The organism is Allorhizobium sp. DMC15 (genome assembly GCF_056314065.1).
The window spans coordinates 761862-779774 of the sequence record NZ_JBQUZB010000001.1 but is presented as its reverse complement, the minus strand read 5'-3'; the positions used below and the strand labels follow the sequence as shown (position 1 = coordinate 779774).

At 59.1% G+C, this 17913-nt stretch carries 12 protein-coding genes; 3 read left to right on the top strand and 9 right to left on the bottom strand.

The window, feature by feature from the left end:
* Nucleotides 1-136: 136 nt before the first annotated feature.
* Nucleotides 137-1252, bottom strand: coding sequence for a hypothetical protein (locus tag ACT53S_RS03720; protein ID WP_476065958.1), 1116 nt, complete (start codon nt 1250-1252; stop codon nt 137-139).
* 327 nt (nt 1253-1579) lie between these two features.
* The gene (locus tag ACT53S_RS03715; protein ID WP_476065957.1) at nt 1580-2749 is read right to left on the bottom strand and encodes a hypothetical protein; all 1170 of its coding nucleotides are present in this window, start codon (nt 2747-2749) and stop codon (nt 1580-1582) included.
* Nucleotides 2750-3092: 343 nt separating this feature from the next.
* On the opposite strand from ACT53S_RS03715, the gene ACT53S_RS03710 reads away from it, so the two are divergent.
* Nucleotides 3093-4028 carry an HNH endonuclease gene (locus tag ACT53S_RS03710; protein ID WP_476065956.1) on the top strand — a complete coding sequence of 312 codons (936 nt, stop codon included), beginning with the start codon at nt 3093-3095 and terminating at the stop codon, nt 4026-4028.
* Nucleotides 4029-4116: 88 nt separating this feature from the next.
* Here the strand turns inward: ACT53S_RS03710 and ACT53S_RS03705 are convergent, their stop codons facing one another.
* The 7 genes from ACT53S_RS03705 to ACT53S_RS03675 form a co-directional block, all read right to left on the bottom strand.
* On the bottom strand, nt 4117-4986 hold the full coding sequence (locus ACT53S_RS03705) for a GIY-YIG nuclease family protein (RefSeq protein ID WP_476065955.1): 870 nt from the start codon (nt 4984-4986) through the stop codon (nt 4117-4119).
* A 14-nt stretch (nt 4987-5000) separates the two neighbouring features.
* Nucleotides 5001-5489: a hypothetical protein gene (locus ACT53S_RS03700; RefSeq protein WP_476065954.1), complete on the bottom strand. Its 489-nt coding sequence runs from the start codon at nt 5487-5489 to the stop codon at nt 5001-5003.
* Nucleotides 5486-5845: a hypothetical protein gene (locus tag ACT53S_RS03695; RefSeq protein WP_476065953.1), complete on the bottom strand. Its 360-nt coding sequence runs from the start codon at nt 5843-5845 to the stop codon at nt 5486-5488. Before ACT53S_RS03695 ends, ACT53S_RS03700 begins: the two co-directional genes overlap by 4 nt.
* A complete protein-coding gene (locus ACT53S_RS03690) occupies nt 5842-7272 on the bottom strand; it encodes a restriction endonuclease subunit S (RefSeq protein WP_476065952.1) in 1431 nt (476 codons plus the stop codon). The genes ACT53S_RS03695 and ACT53S_RS03690 overlap by 4 nt, the downstream gene beginning before the upstream one ends.
* A complete protein-coding gene (locus ACT53S_RS03685) occupies nt 7269-8804 on the bottom strand; it encodes an N-6 DNA methylase (protein WP_476065951.1) in 1536 nt (511 codons plus the stop codon). The genes ACT53S_RS03690 and ACT53S_RS03685 overlap by 4 nt, the downstream gene beginning before the upstream one ends.
* 78 nt (nt 8805-8882) lie before the next feature.
* Nucleotides 8883-12290 carry a type I restriction-modification system endonuclease gene (gene hsdR / locus ACT53S_RS03680; protein ID WP_476065950.1) on the bottom strand — a complete coding sequence of 1136 codons (3408 nt, stop codon included), beginning with the start codon at nt 12288-12290 and terminating at the stop codon, nt 8883-8885.
* A 119-nt stretch (nt 12291-12409) separates the two neighbouring features.
* On the bottom strand, nt 12410-15361 hold the full coding sequence (locus ACT53S_RS03675) for a UvrD-helicase domain-containing protein (RefSeq protein WP_476065949.1): 2952 nt from the start codon (nt 15359-15361) through the stop codon (nt 12410-12412).
* Between the two features lie 418 nt (nt 15362-15779).
* Here ACT53S_RS03675 and ACT53S_RS03670 point away from each other — a divergent pair, with 418 nt between their 5' ends.
* Nucleotides 15780-16847: an ATP-binding protein gene (locus tag ACT53S_RS03670; protein ID WP_476065948.1), complete on the top strand. Its 1068-nt coding sequence runs from the start codon at nt 15780-15782 to the stop codon at nt 16845-16847.
* A complete protein-coding gene (locus ACT53S_RS03665) occupies nt 16844-17719 on the top strand; it encodes an OLD family protein (protein ID WP_476065947.1) in 876 nt (291 codons plus the stop codon). Before ACT53S_RS03670 ends, ACT53S_RS03665 begins: the two co-directional genes overlap by 4 nt.
* The last annotated feature ends 194 nt before the right edge of the window (nt 17720-17913 follow it).

Genomic DNA, 17913 nt, shown 5'->3' with positions numbered 1-17913 from the left:
GACCGCATCAGGGTCCAGCGCAAACGGGGAACGGGGAATGGTGAGAGGATCCACGGCCCGAAAGCGGTGGCGATCAACGCCCACAGCCTGACGGCAAGCGCCTGGCTGCAGTACTCAGATCATCAAACGGATCAGATCAATGCGGCGCAGGACGGCGAGCGTAGCCGACGCGGAAGAAGACCGGGCGCGGCTTGTCGACATCTATTGAATCCAGCCGCTCGAAGCTCTCTTCCTCCCAGGGGGCGCGATCCAGATCCTCGTCGAACGATCGGGCAGCCATATCTTCCTCGAACGTCCGGTCCGGGCCGTTGAGGTTGATCCGAGGTGGCTTCAGCGCGATCAGCTCGGCTTTAGTATCGGCAACCGCTTCGGCGAACCGCTCATCCACCCCAATAGCCTTGCGCGCTTCAACCTCGAGAAGCTGCTGCACCCGGATGCCGAAGCGGCGGCGCAGTTCCGCCATGCAAGATGCGGCCCCGTCGATCTCAAGCAGGTCATCGATTTCGGAGAGCGCCCAGATGCCGGTGGCGTGATCACTCGGACGGCTGGCTCCATCGACGATCGCGACTTCAACGGTATCAACCATCAATCGCTTTTGGGTCTTGTAAAGCCAGTCTGGCAAAACCATCGCCGCGGCCATCATCTTTGTCTTCAGTTCCTCGAGGCGGCTGGTATCGCCATATGACGCGAGCGAGCGCTTGAGGTCGAGGATGTAGGCCGTGTGTCGCGCGCGGTTCACCACGATCAAGTCCGGCGTGTAGCTGCCCTTGGCCGGTGACTCGCAATCAAGTTTGATACCGTCGAGGCTCGACCAATCATTGCCGGACACCGCTTCAAGCGCTGCCTTGACCAGCGGCAGTTTGAGCGATTGCGTCAGCACCAGCACATTCGGATTCGCCCGGGCCACCCGTTCAAACGCGTATTCGAGCAGCTTCCCTTCGCGGAACGAGACCGCCCGGACGAGCGACGCGATGTGAACGTAGTGGCCCAAGATCTCATCTTCGGTCGGTTCGCCATCCGTGATCGCAGTGATGGCGCGATCGATGAGGACATCGAGATCGGCTTCGACGTCTGCGAAGCGGACGAGGTGCGGATGCCGGCGCAACACGGCGGGTTCACGGATCGGCGCGGCAGCCACATTGCGGCCAAAACCAAACGTGCGCGGGCGGGAGCCTGACATGGCCGATGCGCTGGCGTTGGCGAGTGAGTTGAGAACTTCCCCATAGGGGACAGAAGCGGTATTCGTGCTCATAGCCCGATTCCTTCTTATCAAGGTTGACGGTCAGGCCCTTGTCAGTGGTGCAAACACTGGCTTGGGCCGCTTGTTCCGGTCATCCGGAACGCGCTTACCCTGGCAGGACCCGAGCTGGGGCTCAAGGACCCTGGGAAAACAAAACAGAACAAAGCCGGTACAAGGTTAACGGTGGGCTCACAGCGTCCGGACAGCGATCGCATTCGAGATCGCCCATCGGATCCCATCCTCAATCAGGTCGGAACTGATCCCCAAATTGAAAAGGGCCGACGAGCGGCCCTTTCGAGTTCGATGGCAAAATGGACAGTCAAGCCTTCCGATCGGACCTCAAGCTGCTGCCGCTGAGGCGAGTTTGGCTTCGCCGAGGACGGCAGGACGCGGACTGTGGGACTGGGGTTTGGCGAGGGCCTCCGACAAAGTCGGGATCGTCGTCTTCTTTTCCGGGGCGGTAAGGTTTACCCTAGCGTCGATACCGACCCCGGCAAACATCGACTCCAAACCTTCCTTCAGTGTCGGAAAGGTCTCGGCTATCAATTTTGATCCCCTCGCCAGTTTAGCCGTCGCTTTCTTGGCGGGCAGCACGTCAACGGAAGCGGCTTTAGCCTTCAATGCTCTCGACTCTGGCGGCTTCGGAGCCACCCAATTCAGCAGCGGGAGCACTTCGTTTTCCAACCACGCGCGAAGTCCCGCTTTGTCCGGCCAGGTATCTTCGCCGCCCATGTTGTAAAGAAGATCGCCGACTGCTGCCCATTTCGTGCGAGCCGGAAGCAATGTGGAGTTGATGTGGTAAGCTGCTTCGGGGTGCGGTGTAACGAACTCGGCAAGACTTTTCAGTTCCTCCCTTGCCAGCCGTGCAGTCAAAGCCGTTCTCTGAACAAGAGCTTTTTTGACGATGTTTTGCTTCGGCAGCGCTTCTTCGATATGCGCGCGGATTTCATTCACGTGTGCGATGAATGACTTCATGCCTTCGCGGACCTTGAGCGCAACGATAGCCTTGAGACCGTCAGGACCGCCGACATCAAAGGGATCGACGTCCTCCTCCTGTTCGGTACCTTCCTTGGACCCGGAAATGATTGCCGTTACGTCCTGAACCCTGAGGCGGCCAGTTTCCCGCGCCATGCCGATCGCTTGGTCGATCTGTTCAGGGTTCGCTGAGCTGAGTTTGCCGACAACGGTCGGACCGACGGCGAGTTCAACGAGAACCTGCCTGTATGCACCAAGGTTACGCGCCGTTGCGCGCAAGGTTCGGATGTGACGCGCTGTGTAGCCACACCGCTCGGCCGCCCATTGCTCCACTGTTCCATCCGGCAGCAGCGTGGCGGCCTGTTCGAGGTGCTCGCCGAGTTCAAAGGTCTCTTCAGTAGACCGTCGCGTCGCGCTGATCAGAAATATGGCAGTGCTTTCGAGGCGGCTCTTGATGTCCTCGGGGACACTATGGGCCTTGTAAAATTGATCGGCGGATGCGGTGGTCGATGGTGTCTTTGTAGTGTTGGTCACGAGATAACTCCTGCGTTGTTTTGACGTTGTAGACTCGTTTGAAATCTACCCCTTAATTATGAGCCACTTTGAAGTAATGTCAAATCAGTAACGACTAATGAAGTTGTCAACAATTGGCGATTTACCTAGATTTTTACTTTAGATACTTGAAAAAATGGGGCCGTCCACAGGCTGAAAGAACTTGTTGCTTCATTCTCACCTAAGTAAATCCCAAGCTCCCTTTTGGGTGTCGCAGACCACCAAAACCGCCCCTAGTCACCCATCACTTGCGCTTCCCATGAAATGCGCGACCTGGTAGCCAGAAACGAACGGCGGGGAGTGCTATGCGAGGGATCGGCGTGCAATGGCGAAGGCAATTCTGACGACCAAGGTCGATCCTACTTATGACGACTTGCCAGAGCAGCGGTACCATTTCCCGCGCACATATCTGCGGCAGGTCGAAGCCGCGCGGGGAGACTGGATCGTCTATTACGAACCTAGGCGGCCGAGCGGCGATCTAATGAAGACGGGCGGCAGGCAGGCTTATTTCGCGACGGCCCGGATCATCGACATCATCGAGGATCCATCTAAGACCGACCACTTCTACGCGCTCGTCGATGACTTCCTGCCCTTCGATCATGCCGTCCCCTTCAAGGAGGCGGAACACTATTACGAGAGCGGCCTAAAGAAAGACGATGGCTCCACGAACAAGGGGGCCTTCGGTCGCGCGGTCCGCAACATTTCCGACGCCGAATATGACCTGATCCTCGCGGCTGGCTTCGCGCATGTGCTCGGCAAGCGGGATCGAGAACGCCCGGCGCCGGATCCGGTCGAGGAGGCGCGCATTGGCTTTGGTCATAATCCTCAGATGCCCTACGAGGCCGACAGCGTCGACCGTCGGATCGTCTCACAGGTGGTGCAGCGGCCGTTCCGCGACCGGGCGTTTTCCGTGGCCATCAAGTCCGCGTATCAGGATACCTGCGCCGTCACCGGCCTCAAGCTGATCAATGGTGGCGGGCGATCGGAGGTGCAGGCCGCGCACATTCGCCCGGTGGCCGATGGCGGCCCGGACAGCGTCCGCAATGGCTTGGCTCTATCCGGAACTGTGCACTGGATGTTCGACCGCGGACTGATCTCGGTCGATGATGATTACGGTCTGCTGATCGCCAGCGGTGGTGTTCCCGACACTGTGACACGGCTCATCAATCCAGAGCGGCGCCTGCTTGTGCCGGCACGCGCTGATGAGCGGCCGCATTCGCAGTTTCTGGGGTACCACCGTAGAGAGGTGTTCAAGGGCTGAGGCTGCGGAAATGATTTCCGGCCTGACTGCAAGCGTCCCCCACTCGCTGAGACTAATTCAGATCACTGAATGGGCTAATCCTGGTTTCTCACCCCTGCCGGAGGATGACTGCCAGTGTCGATAGGATTTGCGTTTCCGAAGGTCCGCGAATGATCTCTCCGTTGCTGGGCAGCTTGTATTTCGAAAAATGCGCCAGTAGTGCCTGTTCTATCCGGCGGGCGTCATCTTCGCTTCCAGTCGCTTGACTGCAGGCAGGCTTCCAGGTGAGGCCAGTCACTTCCGAAGCCATGGGAGCCTGATAGGCCGCACAACGGGCGGCAGGGTCGCTGGCATAACCGATCTTGAAGGCAAGGTCGCGACCTTGTCGATCCTTCAGCGCAAGGACGTAGACATACCATATATCATGCTCGCCGAAGGCGCCGCTGAACGCGCCCTCGTGTTTGGGCGCCAGTTTGCTGTTCTTGTGGGCGACCAAACCGCGTCCGAGCAATGTTCTCGGCTCAGCCAGCGAGACCGGGCGACGCGCGAGTGCTAGCAGCGGAGCCGCTGTCTCCGGATCGAGCTCGACGACGGTCGATTGTGCCCGTAAATGATAGGCGCCGGTCAGAGGGCCGACGAGGCGCGAGAAGGTATTCTCCGGTGACGTGATTTCCCAGACCGATATCGGATGCAGCGCATAGGGGAACTCGCTTGCCGCACGCTCCGTGTTGCCGCTGGTGCCGATCTGGTCCATGTAATCGATCGTGTTCACTTCGAGAGATGAGACCTGATAGAGGCCAAGGACGCGGCCTTGGCTCTCTCGCTGTGTCGCCTCCCCCTTGGTGCCAACGGTGAAGACATAGTCACCTTCAGTTAGGGCCTTGTTGGCCTGCGTGCGGGCGGCCTTGGAGCCGAAGGTCAACGGCCAGCACGGGTCGCCGGGCGGTCCCCAGACATAGGTGAAAAAGACCTTCGGCATCCGCCCCTCCGCGCTCACGTCTCAGTGTCGTGTAATGCAGCCCACTCGAACACCCGCTGCTGCTGATCCTTTAGAAAGGCTTTCTCATCAGCGACAGCATATCCGAGGGAGCGCGCCGCCTCGCAGAACCCCCTGAGGGTGGACGGCTCCATGTGGCCGTCCGCCAGGTTCTGCTGGTTGACGATGATGGCGCTCAGTAGCGGCCATCCCTTGCGATGCGCATATTCGATCAGGTCGCCCAAATGCTGGTTGGCGGCGTAGCGCACTCTGGACCATTCAACGCAGCTTTCGTCCGCCAACTGCTTGTAGGACAGGAATCGCCGCTCTTTCGCGGCCTTCAGAACAGCGCTGAATGTCTTCTCGAAATCCAGCCCGGCGCCCTTGCGGCGGGCCATTTCGGACAAAGCTTCGAGGTAATAGGGGTCGTCAACCCGCTGAAGCCTTTGATAGTTGCCGATCAGGTTGGCGAGTTGTTTGTCATCCCATTCACCGACGGGTCTCATGCCACTATCACCTTCCCCGCCGCCGTTTTCAGCGACAAGAGGAAATGGTAAGGCGTGACCTCCTCAAAGAGAACAATGTCGCCGGGCTTTGCTCCCGTGCGAGCGAAGAAATCGCGGACGAAGTTCCGGTCCTGGAAGACGGTGCGCGGCCGACCCTTCTTGTCCGTGGGGACGAAAGTGTCCGTGCGCAAGGCGCCGAATTCCAGACGAACGCGGCGCGGTGCCGGGGTGTGAACGCTTGTGCCGCCGAAGACATCGGGCGGGAGTTTTCGGTAGAAAGGCGTGATGTAGATATGCGGCCTCTTACCCTCCAGGGTAAAATTGCCGGGGGTCAGAGTGCTCTCGTAAACCGTCATGCCTTGGCTCCCCGTCCACGTTTCCCCTTCGGTGCCGCCTCGCGCTCGGCGCGGATACGTGCGAGCAGGTGTTCGGCGGGCTCGTCATTTTCGTCCTTAGGGACCAGTTCGCCGCGGAAGGCTTTGGCCAGGATCGCCTCGTCCAGCCGGCCCACCAGATCCAGCGCGCGCTTGGCCTCCTTCGCCAGCCGGTCGATCTTGGCGAAGGCGGATTCGATGCGGCGGACGATTTCGTGTTGTTCTTCGAGGGGTGGCAGCGCCACCGGAGTCGCACGTATAGCTCCCATTGAAAGGGAAGGCTGTGCAACCGCCTTAGTTGCTGCCAGAAGCAATGCCTTCCCACTGTTGCTGCGAAAAAAGTTCTCCAAGTATTCGCTGCAAACTTTCTCCGGATCAGGGCGAGCCATCGCTATGTTTGGCCCGAGGAAAAACTCTTCCTCATTTGGAACGACGGCAACGTTGCCGGTTCCGGCGCCGACGAAGACGACAAGAAGTTCGCCGCCCACGAGCTTGGAACGACTGAGCATCGAAACCGATTTAGAATCAATCCGGGAAAATGCTGTTTTCCGGAAGCCGTCCGGACCTGCATTCTCCGCCTTGATGACACGCAAGTCGCCGTCGGGGTCATAGACGACGTGCTTGGTGTATTCGAAACCGGCGAGCTTGGTTACGAATGTGCAGTTGCCCACCTGATCCCAGCGCCAACTCGACGGGCATTTCCAAACCAGGTCTCGTTGCTCTTGGATTGCAGCTCCAACCTTAGCCACCCGGCCTGACCCGGTATTAGACTTGGCCTTAATTGCAGCCGTAGTGTCCACGATCAAAGGTGCTTGTTGCCGCCACTCCCGCGTCAACTCCCCGCTGAACGCCCTACCGAGCACGGCCTGCTTATAGCGGGAAACGAGGGTTTCGATGCGGGCGAGGTCGGTGCGGGCGCGTTTGGATTTCGCGTTCAGCGCATCCAGCTTGGCTACGATGCGCTTTTGCTCGGCCAACGGGGGCAGAGGGATTTCTTGTTGCCTCAAAACGATTGAGGTGATGGCTTCAAAAGTGGTTCCGGTTGCTTTTGCTTTCAACGCTGGCTCAACATGTTTGAGCACTTGACGGACGAACAGATTGCTTATCCCCCCAAGTCCGTTGATCGACGCGAGTCCTCGACCAATTCCACATTCCTCTTTCGCGAAGTTAGTGGGCCCAACCGGCGCTCTAATCGACAGCAAGATAGACCCCGTGCGCGCGATCTTTTCAGGGGAATCACACCATTTACGAGGCTGGGGGAAATCTTCCCCAAACTCAGCCTTTCCTTGATAGAAGGGAAGACCAAAACGCTCTTCGTTGATACGAGCTCCTTCGGGGCTCTGCCCAGAAATCACATCCGCAATATCTTCAAGACGGGTTGCAACCCACCCCTTCGGCAGCTCGCTCATTCCGCCGCCTCCGGCAGGCCATCGCTGAGCTCCGCCATCAGCGCCTCGATCTCCAGCGTCGCGGCCTGGAGATGGCCAAGGATGGCGGCGGCGATGTCGTCGGGTTCGATAAGGCCTTCCTCTGCCTCTTCCTCCGCCTCGCGCAGCCAGGCAATATCGAGATTGTCGCCACGGGCGGCGATAGCCTCGCGGGTGAACATCCGCCAGCGTCCGGTTTCGCCTTCGTCCGGGCCGCGCTCCTTGCCATAGGGGTCCTTGCCGAAGGCCTGTTCGAAGCCTTCGAAATGGGCCTCCGTCAGCGGCGTGGTCTTGCCGAATTTCGGCATCTGGGCGCGCAGGTCATAGATCCAGACGGATTTGGTGTTGCCGCTCTCGGTCTTGCCCCGCGTCAGGAAGATGACATTGGTCTTCACCCCTTGCGCATAAAAAATGCCGGTCGGCAGGCGTAGGATGGTGTGCAACTCGCACCAGTCCATCATCATCCGGCGCAGTTCGCGTCCACGCCCGTCTTCGAACAGCACGTTGTCCGGCACAACGATCGCCGCGCGGCCGCCGGGCTGCAGCGCGCGGATGCAGTGTTCGACAAAGGGAAGCTGATAGGAGGAGACGTTTGCTGTGACGGAGAGGTCATCGCGGGTTGGCGCGCCACCCGCCGGGCCGAAGGGCGGGTTGGTGAGGATGAGATTGGCACGGCCGAGACCCTTGCCCTTGTCGGAGAGTGTGTCGCCGAGATCGACATGATCGCCGTCGATATCGTGCAAATAAAGGTTCATCAGCAGCAAGCGGAGCGTGCCCGGCACGTTTTCCATGCCATGGATGGCGCGGCGCTTCTGGAACTCCTGTTCCTTCTCGCCGAGTGCCAGATAGTCGTCGGTGCGCGCCTTCATGTAGCGATCGGCGGCAATCAGGAAGCCGCCCGTGCCGGCGGCGGGGTCCTGGATGACTTCGCCGGGCTTTGGCTGCATGAGGCGGACCAGAAGCTCGATCAGCACGCGGGGGGTGAAGTATTGGCCGGCGCCGCGCTTGGTTTCTTCCGCGTTCTTCTGCAGCAGGCCTTCATAGAGATCGCCGAACTGGTCGCGCTCTTCGGAGAACCAGTCGAGCTCATCAATCGCGGTGACCAGCGTCGTCAGGTTCTGCGGCTCGCGCAGGAAGGTGGAGGCGTTGTCGAAGATCTTTTGCACCATCTCCGGCAGGGGGCGGGCATCGGCATAACGCCTGCGCTCTTCCGGGCTCGCGCCTTCGCCGGGGGGCGAGAGGAGAACATCGTCTTCGCCGAGCCTTGAGCTGGCGGCGCCGAGGGTGACGAGAACCTTGCGGTAATGTTCGAGTTTCGCCAAGCCGTTCGCCGCAACCAGATCCGCCCAGCGCATGCCCTTGGGCAGGCTGCCCGTTTCGCGGTTGCGTTCGGCCATCATCTTCAAAAACAGCAGATAGGTCAGCTCGGTGACATATTGCTGATAGGTGATGCCGTCCTTGCGCAGGACTGTGCAGAGGCGCCAGAGTTTCTGGACGATGGCATTGGCATTCATGGCATGATTCTCATTTGATCCGGGATCGTGATTGCGGTTGTAGTCATCAGCCGTCGATGGTCAACGACGGCCTGAGTCTCACGCGGCGGGCGGCGCCCAGATCGCCTCGTTGAAGGCATGCAGCACCTCGTCGAGTTCGCCATCAAACTCCTGCGCGATGCGCTTGAAGCCGCCCTTGTCGGCAAAGGCGCCCTGGTCGAGCAGGGTCGGATCGGCCACGGGCTTATCCTTCAAGGCGCGACCGATGCGGCGCAGCCATTCCTTCTGCTTTTGTGTCCAGGGCCTGGAGGCTTCAATCTTGACGATCGCGTTGTCGACGCGGGTGGCATAGGGGATCAGCGGATCGCCGAGAGCTGCCTGGCGGACGAAGCCGATGATATGGGCGGCGATATCGGCATTGCGGGCGCGGCCATAAGCGGCGCGCAGCATGGCTTCGGAATAATTCTTCTCGTCGAGCAGGCCGGCGAGTTCGGACAGTTCCTTGCGGGTGAGATCACGCGGGCGCTGGGTGACGGCAATCAGCGCCGGGACCTGGTTCATGTTCTCGCGCACGAAGCGTTCGAAGCCGGTGATGTAATCCTCGGGCGTCGTGTTCTTGCCGAAGATTTCCTCGATGCGCAGCAGCTCGTCCTCATGGGTGGAGATGACGACGCCATAATTCTTATCCGTGAAGAGCGGGCGGCGTTCGAGCAGTTCGACGGCGCGGGGATGGGAGGCCAGCCACTCCTGCAACTCGGCACCGGGCCGGGTGGAGAGACGCTGCAGCGCCATGTCGGGGCTTTCGCCGGTGTGGCGCTCAAAACTCTCGCGGGTTTCGGCATCCATGCGCTTGATGAGGCTTCGCATGCGCACGATGACCTGGGCTGCCACCCAACTCTGGTCCTCTTCCGTTTCCGCATTTTGCAGATCCGTGACGAGCTGGCCGAGCGCGATATCCGGTTTGACCACGACCGGGCGCATGTCGCTCATTTCCTGCAGCTCGGCATAGAGATCGACGGCATCGAAGATGCGGAAATGTTCCTTGCCGATATCGGGGCAGAGCCGCGTGGCGCGGCCGATCATCTGGTCATAGAGGATGCGGCTCTTGACCCTGCGGACGAAGACGAGATTGCAGATGGATGGCACATCGACGCCTGTGGTGAGCAGATCGACCGTAACGACGTATTTCGGATAGGGGTCGTTCTTGAACTTCAGGATCAGGTCATCGGCTTTGTCGACTGTGCCGGTGATCTTCGTCACCATGCCATGCGGCACGTTTTCCTTGCCGTATTCCTCCTGCAGTTCCTCGACCAGTAGGCGCACGATGTCATCGGCATGAGCATCACGGGCGGCGAAGATCAGCGTTTTCCCGGGCTTCGAGGGCGGGATTTCGGTGGCAATCGCCCGACAGACGATGCGATTGAAGGATTCCGAATAGACGCGCCTGTTGAAGTCGGCGAGGTCGTAATCGAGCGAGACTTCGTCGGGCAGCTCGAAGAGATCGATCTGGCCTGTCTTGCGGTCGATGATCTCGACCTCCTCGCCACCCTCAAAATGGATGCCGGCCTCCGAAAGCGCCGTGGTGATGCGCTTCGGCGGCAGGTGGTCGTTGAGATAGCCTTCGACCACGGCCTGACGATAGCCGTAATGGAAGACCGGGTGGCCGAAGATTTCGCGGGTGTGAAGGGCGGGTGTGGCCGTCAGCGCCACCTTCACGGCGTCGAAGTAGTCGAGGATCTGTCGATAGGCCGACTGGTAGTCATCGATGTTGCGGAAGCCGATATCGCTTTCGCGGAGCTCGGCATCCAGCGTGTAACCCCGATGGGCCTCGTCGACGATGATGCAGTCGAAGGTGCCGGGCGTGGGGCGCTTGGCCGGATCCGGCTCGTTGAGGATGCGGGCGATCAGGGACTGGACGGTGGCGACCTGCACCTGGTCCTCATCCTCCGGCAGCTTCTGCTCCAGGCCGGCGACATTGTAGATCTGGGCGAAGTTCAGCATGCCCTCGATCTCGGTCGTCTCAAGCGCATCGCTTGTCTGCCGGCCGAGCGCCTTGCGATCGACGAGGAAGAGAATGCGGCGGAAGCGCTTGTGCTTCAGGAGGCGATACATCAGCGCGATTGCCGTGCGTGTCTTGCCCGTGCCGGTCGCCATGGACACGAGGATGTCGCGCTGGCCAGCTACCACGGCAGTCTCGATCGCAGCGATCGCCTCTTCCTGATAGGGGCGCATGCGTCCCTTGCCGAAGCTTTCTTCGGCCAGACCCTGGGCTGCGGTATCGACATCGGTGGTCAGCTTGTCGAGGAGATCCTTTGGCGAGAACCAGCTCGTCATCGGGACGGCGTGATTGGTCTCGCGCCTGACATCCCGATACCAAATTCCGGATTTTGTCACCCACTGGCGGACATAAGGTCGGCCATTGGTGGCAAAGACGAAGGGGACGCGGAAGGGCTCATCAAGGCCGTGTTTCCAGGGACCGTGCGGATGCGCGTTTTCGGGGTCGAGCAAGAAGGTACGGGCATAGCGCTCGGCCTGCTGCAAGGTAGAGGGCACATCGACGCTTTCGCGCTTGGCCTCGATGACACCAACGCAGGTGAGGCCGACGAAGAGGGCATAATCCGCCCGGCCACCTTCGGAGGGCCATTCGGCGATGGCCAAGTTGCGGCCTTCCTCCGGTCGGGTGCCCCTCTGATAGGCCAGGCGGTCGCTGTCGGCTTCCCATCCGGCATCGACGAGTTGCACGTCGATCAGCCGGCGGGTCTGGCGTTCATCTAGCTCCAGGCTGCTCGCCGCTTTCAGGCCCGCCTGCTTGAACTCGATCTGCAACTGCTCGGGCTGGGCTTCTGCCGCTTTCTGCAGTTCAGCAAGCTTGCGGGCGAGTGCGGCCTGATTGGCCTCCATCTCGACGGCGGTCTGCTCCCAGACGGCACTGTCGGCTGACGCCTGGCGGGCGAGCTCTTCGGCAGCAGCGCGGGCTTTTGCGAGGTCTTCGGCCGAGGCATGGGCAGCGGCAAGCTTTTCCTCGGCTTCCCTGACCTGGGCACGCAGCACTGCCAATTCCGCCTGGGTCGACTCGTCAATATCCGCAGAGGGTCGGGGCGGCAAAAAAGGACCAGGCTTGAACCCCGGATCACGCCCATAGGTTCGGCGGTACCAGACGCCGAGTGCGCGGCAGAACTTGAGCGCCGCCAGCGCTTCGGCGGGTGAGCCGGCCAGATCGTGGGTCGCATCGTTGCCGCTCTTACGAACCGCATGGAAGATGTCGGCCACCTCGCGCGGCAAAACTTGCTGTGTCGCCAGACGGCGCAATAGATCGATTGTGGTCTCGCGCGCGGCGGAATCATAGACCCCGGAAAGAGCGGCGATCTCCTTGACCATGTACTCGCCGAACTGGCGGCTCTTCATCAGCGAGGTGTTGGCATCCTCGGCAAAGAAGCGCTCGGCCAGCGTGCCGAGGCGATGCAGCTCCGGGCTGATCTCCTGCAGATGACCAAAGTTTGCCGACAATGCCCCACCCAGATGCTTATCCCATTGGCGTGAACATGCCACACGTTAGGGGAGCAGGCAAACTGGAGTTGCAAGCATTTCAGAGTGATGTCTCAGCATGGCTACGCTTCATCTGTGCGCTATCCTTGTATCTGCCCGGTCTGACTCTGCCTTCGCCTTCTGGCCTTGTCCGGAGCGGCCGCACTGCGAGCCTTTCCGGTGCAACTGGGAAAGCGGACACAGCTTTGGAATGCACCATATCGCCCGGAGCGTTCGACCAGCCAACCATCCCCGCACTCCGGGCAAGTCGGAACCGTGCAGCCACACCGGCATGCGAGATCGGGCGTCCCATCAAGATGACGGGGCAGGCCAACGCCGCAGGACGGGCAAGCCGGGAGGATGTTTCCGCAATGATCCACATGCTCGCAACGGTACCAGATCCGTCCATCCTGGCCTTTGACGTCGAGCAACCGCCCGCCGCATTCTCCACACTCATGGACAACCTCCTCTTCGGCGAAGGCTGCGAGCCCGTACCCAGGCTCCTTTACCAACTCGATAACGAAGGATGATGGGCGCGACTTCGAAGCGAGAATTGTCAGCGTGTGCCTGGCGCGGGTCATGGCCACGTACATGACGCGGCGCTCCTCTGCGTTTTCGAAGGCCTCAAGCTCGGGTGAAACCAGGCTGAGCAGTGGGTCGTCGACCGTCTCCGAGGGAAAGCCTGCCCGCCCGCTGTCGGCATTTAGCAGAACAACGTGATCAGCTTCGAGCCCCTTCGAGGCGTGAATGGTTTTGAAGGTGATGCGCAACCTCGGAAAACGCCGCTGGAGATCTCGCATATCGGGCTCAAGAAAACGGTATCGCCCCAACAACAAAACTGTGGCTGTCGTCCCCGGCTCAGTTCCACTGGACAAGGCCTGAAGCGTTTCAACCAGAACGGTCTGATCATCGTTCTTCGCGACCATCCGGATCTTAATCGCAGGCTCGGTTGCTGTGCCGGCAGGAACGATTTGTTTGGATATCTGGGCGGGGTTCTTCAACACGAATGATCTGGCCGCATAGGCGATCTGATCTACCGAACGGAATGTGCGCCCAAGATCAACGGCTCGATGAACTCCGGTTTCGCCGTCAAAGCTGCCGCCGAACTCAGCGCCGAACTGGCGCATGAGGTGAATGTCAGAACCTGCGAAACGGAAGATCGATTGCCAGTCGTCGCCGACAGCGAAAAGCCGTGCATCCGAATGCTGGGCCTTCATTGCCTTCACCAGCCGCGCCCGACTCTGAGAAATGTCTTGAAATTCATCAACAAGGATATGGCGGTATGGGCTCACATATCGGCCCGTTTCAACGTAGTGCGCCGCCCGTAGGATCATGTCCTCAAAGTCAATCCGTCCGCCGAGCCTCTTTTGATATTCGGTAAATACAGGCACGAAGACTGCGAGAAAGGCTTTTCCTCGAGTGCCGAGTTTCATCCGCTCGGCCTTTGCATCGCACTCAGACACGGTGTAGCCGCCGCTCTTGAATTTGCGCAGGAAAGTTGCCAGCAATTGCGAGAACGTATCGACCTGCGCCATTTCGACGACACGATCGAAGATGGTGTCGGCTTGCCGTGGATTGAGGGTGACATAAGGCGTCAGCTTTTCAGCTAAGCTGGTAAGCAGGCGCCCTTCCTGCCGCTCATAGCTGTAGGTCTCAATCAGCGTGGTCTCATGCTCGGCGTGAACCTTCCGCTTCCACTCCATGCCAGCCAAATATGCTTCTCGAGCCACAAACGGAGCTGTGACCAAGCGCTCGGTGCCATCGGGCAGCATCTGACGGCGAACGCCAAAGTGCTCGATGTAAACACCACTCTCGGTCAAGCGAAAGTCGGGACAATAATCCCGGCGCCCGGTTTCCTCGATCTTGTGCTCGTAGTCTGGTTCATAGTCGTAGGCGATGCCGTTTTCGTAGAGCCAGTTGGCGATCTGCAGCTCTTCGTAGCTCTTCACCTTCTCCCCTTGGAGGGTCCGAAGATCCTGTTTCTCCAGGTGGCTGTAGTAGTCGTGCTTCGTCTTGAAATCCCATTCGGTCTTGGGCTCGACCAGGAAGTGCGCGAACCACTGGATGATGGCTCTCGATACCTCAGTCAGGGTCAGGACGAGATCCTTGAGGATCTGCTTGATCAGGTTGGTGAATGCCAGGTCATCGGTGGCGTGGTCTGCCAGAGGTGGCTTTGTGCCTTCCACCTTGCCAATGATGTCATAGGCAATGGCATGAAATGTCTGGGCTACGATCGGGACACCAGAGCGTGCTTCAACGCGTTCGGACATTTCCGCTGCCGCGTTTTTTGCAAATGCCAGCAACAGGATCTCTTCCGGCCGGCGAATACCGGATTTGACCAGATACGCTGCCTTGGCTGTGATGACGCTCGTTTTGCCGGAGCCGGCCCCAGCGAGAACCAGCGTGGCGTCTTCATCGACAACGACCGAAAGTCGCTGTTCGGGGGTCAGTGGTTTGCTTTCGATCGTGTCAAAGAACTCTTCCCAGCGCTCCAGTTCGCTGGTGACAAAGGAGTCGATTGCAGCCGAACGTATGGCTTTCGGCTTTTCCGCAAAGGTTCTAACCCGTGCTACACAGGCTGCCGCTTCCGGACCGATGGCCTCTAAGTTGAGCTTCGACAGAAGTGAGGCATCCAGAGCTCTTGCATCAGCCAGCAGAGGGGAAATGAGACAGGCAGCGGGATAGGCGGTCGGCTCTGCCAAATCTGCGATCTGAGCATGAAGGTGGGTTAATCGATCCGCATCGCGCTCAAGTGCTTCAAGGTTGAAGGCGATCCAAGCGACCTTTACCTCATCAGAGAAGGAGTAGGCATCCGGATACAGAACGCCGCGCAACAAGAATTCGCGTCCACCGGACGCCGAGAACTTGCAAGAGGATCCAAATAGCCCCCTTTCAACCGATGGCGGTTTGATCAGGTCCCCAAGCGAAACCGTCAATGTCGAGCCGCGTAGAGTGACCAGAAGGGCCCGCCCAGAGAGCTCAAATGCGCGTGCGCTGCGCGCGAACGGGTTAGTAAGAAGCCCTAGCAGGGGGCGTTGTTGAACTCTGGTCAAGTCGTCAGCCCTATACTCACATCGATCTTCGGGCAGTGAGACTGCATCCGCCATCAGGGAGTAGCTGAAGTCCTCAGGAGCGGCAATCAGCAAGCAAGTCGGAAATCATTTCCGTAACGGGGCCGACGGCTGACTATCCGCTTCTGGTCGAGAAACTGAGAAAGCCGACGGTCAAGGTCCGATCCCATCTACGCCGCCGCTAATGCAAATTAGGCGGCAACCGCGCCTTCTACCGCTTCTTGGATGACTTCATCCAGATGCCCGAGCGCGAGCGGTTCATGCGCACAGAAACCAGCACGGCACCTTCACCGCCGCGAGCGGCCGCCGCCTAGGCGGCCTCTTTACCCTTGACCCTCAACCACGCTTCGTCGCTAATGAACGCACAGCGCGAGTAATACTTCGCGACAAGGAGGTGGTTGTGAGAATTAAGGCTCTGATACTTGATAATTTTAGGTCCTATAAGGAGCGAACCACAATTCCCTTTGCGCAGTTGACCGGCTTCATTGGACGCAACGATGCTGGAAAATCGACCATTCTCGAAGCACTAGATATATTTTTTGAAGGCGGTGTAGCGAAAATTGAGCCAGCCGATGCGAGCAAAGGGGGAAATGCGCGAAACGTGCGCATCGGCGTCGTTTTTGATGATTTGCCCAATCAGCTCATTCTCGACTCGAATGCGTTGACGACCCTCCAAGCAGAACACCTGCTTAACGCTGATGGCGACCTCGAAGTGCACAAGGTTTTCAATTGCGGAAATCAGACGCCAAAGGCCGTGATTTCCGCTCAAGCGGTCCACCCCACAACGCCCGAGGCCGCAGACATTCTACAAAAGAACCAGCGTGATCTCCGAACGATCATTCGTGAGCGGGGCCTTGAGAACAATTGCAGCCAGGCCGAAAACCCCTCGATGCGGCAGGCGATCTATCAATCCATCGGTGGGTTGAACCTCCAGCTTCGTGACGTTCCGCTGAACGAGGAAAACGGCAAAACGATATGGTCGTCCTTACAAGCCTACATGCCTATATTCGCATTATTTCAATCGGACCGGCAGAGCAGCGATCAGGACGCTGAGGTCCAGAATCCGATGAAGATCGCTATCGAGCAGGCTTTGGAAACTCTTGAGCCCCAGCTCGATCAGATTACTGCTGAAGTCCATCGGAAGGCTCAGGAGATGGCCCAACGGACGCTTGAAAAGCTGCGAGAGACCTATCCCGAAATTGCATCGACACTGGAGCCAAAATTCAAAAAGCCCTCTTGGAAGAACATCTTCAAGCTCGACCTCGAGGCTGACGATGGCATTCCACTTAACAAGAGGGGCTCTGGCGTCCGCCGTCTTGTGCTCTTGAGCTTCTTTCAGGCCGAAGCTGAAAAGCGACGCACCGAAGCACAAGCCGGAAACGCACCGCGCAGAAGGGTTGTCTATGCGATCGAAGAGCTGAGACATCGCAGCATCCTGACAACCAAGAGCAGATCATCGGCGCTTTGAAAGCCCTAGCCGCGGCGGGCGATCAGGTTGTGCTGACGACGCACGTTCCGGCGCTTGCCGCCCTTATCCCCCTAGAAAGTCTCCGCTTCGTTGATCGTGACCCGGCGACCGGCGCTGTTCGCGTGCGCAGTGGATCGCAGGGCGATGGAGTGTACGCCGAAATCGCGGACGCTCTCGGTGTTCTCCCTGATCCGCTTGCTAAACAGGGCATTAAGGTAGCGGTCCTTGTAGAGGGAAAGACCGACATCGACGCAATCAGGTCTATGATGCAGGTCTTGGTAGCTGCCGGGGAAATTGCTCAGATCGACGAGCGTTACATCTTCTGGACAATCGGCGGAGGAGACAACACGCTGAAGGACTGGGTCGAGCGGCGCTATCTGGATAAGTTGAACGTCCCGCAGGTTATGCTTCAAGATTCGGATCGCACGAGCGCGGCGCTTCCGATCAAGGCGGAGAAGACTACATGGCTACAGGACATGCAGGCAAGGCCGCACACGACGGCATTCCTCACAAGAAAACGCAGTATGGACAACTACTTCCATCCTGACGCACTCACACGACTTACGAACAACCTCCTTAGCCTGCCTGCCGGAATCGACCTTGATTTCGTGAAGATGGCCGATGAGCTATCCATGCACCTGACCGCCGCTCGACAGAACGCAAGGCAGACTGGTTTCAACTACCAGCCCGAAGACCATAACGGTGTTCGGATCAGTAAGACAAATCCGGGGGCATGTAAGACCATCATCTGTGCGCACATCATGCGGCACATGACTGCCGAAGAAATAAGGCAGCGCGCCAGCTATCAGGACGGTGCGGATACGAAGCACGAGGTCATGGAGTGGATCGCGGCCATTCAAGCGCATCTGTGAACATGACTAGAACGCAGTGCCTAGGGGAAAGCCTTCCCCTACCTACAACCGCCAACGGCGTTTTCCGTCACCCCTTCGTGTTGGACCTGCCCCGCAGCGCAACGAGTTGGCTCCTTAGGGTGCAGTGGGCTGGCCTGCTGCCTTGCTTTTAGGTCTGGATTGCGCGCCATCTCCCTTTGTTGGCGTCTCAATTT